This is a genomic window from Streptomyces sp. CAI-85 (assembly GCF_013363615.1).
In the GTDB taxonomy this organism is placed as follows: Bacteria; Actinomycetota; Actinomycetes; order Streptomycetales; family Streptomycetaceae; genus Streptomyces; species Streptomyces antibioticus_B.
In genome coordinates this window covers 1-730 of sequence record NZ_JAANNX010000238.1, presented here as the reverse complement: position 1 = coordinate 730, position 730 = coordinate 1, and the positions used below count along the sequence as shown (strand labels likewise).

The 730-nt window shown below is 70.4% G+C and carries 1 protein-coding gene and 1 pseudogene; both read right to left on the bottom strand.

The genetic code is table 11. The annotated features are described in order from the left end of the window. On the bottom strand, positions 1-587 hold a 587-nt coding region (locus tag G6W55_RS38025; protein WP_254876603.1), incomplete at its 3' end, for an AIR synthase related protein. Next, a pseudogene (locus G6W55_RS38020) lies at positions 584-730 on the bottom strand (phosphoribosylformylglycinamidine synthase subunit PurQ); the annotation flags it as partial. The pseudogene G6W55_RS38020 and the gene G6W55_RS38025, both read right to left, overlap by 4 nt.

Genomic DNA, 730 nt, shown 5'->3' with positions numbered 1-730 from the left:
CCGGCGTTGACCAGCGGGTTGCCCTGGTAGCAGGCGTCGAAGACGACCTCGCCGCCGATGTTCGGCAGGCCCAGGCAGTTGCCGTAGCCGCCGATGCCGGCGACGACGCCGGGCAGGACGCGCTTGGTGTCCGGGTGGTCCGCCGCGCCGAAGCGGAGCGGGTCCACGACGGCGACCGGGCGGGCGCCCATCGCGATGATGTCGCGCACGATGCCGCCGACGCCGGTGGCCGCGCCCTGGTAGGGCTCGACGTACGACGGGTGGTTGTGCGACTCGACCTTGAAGGTGACCGCGTAGCCCTGGCCGACGTCGACCACACCGGCGTTCTCGCCGATGCCGACGAGCATGGCGTCCGACTGCGGCGCCTTCTCGCCGAACTGGCGCAGATGGACCTTGGAGGACTTGTACGAGCAGTGCTCGGACCACATGACGGAGTACATGGCCAGCTCGGCACCGGTCGGGCGGCGGCCGAGGATCTCGACCACGCGCTCGTACTCGTCCTTCTTCAGGCCGAGTTCGGCCCAGGGCAGCTCGACGTCGGGGGTCGCGGCCGCGTGCTCGACCGTGTCCAGAGGCGTCCGGCTCATGAGGTGACCAGCTTCTTGAGGATCGAGGTGAAGAACGGGAGGCCGTCGGTGCGGCCCGTGCCGATCAGCGGCTCGGTGGCGTGCTCCGGGTGCGGCATGAGGCCGACGACGTTCCCGGCCTCGTTGGTGATGCCGGCGATGTC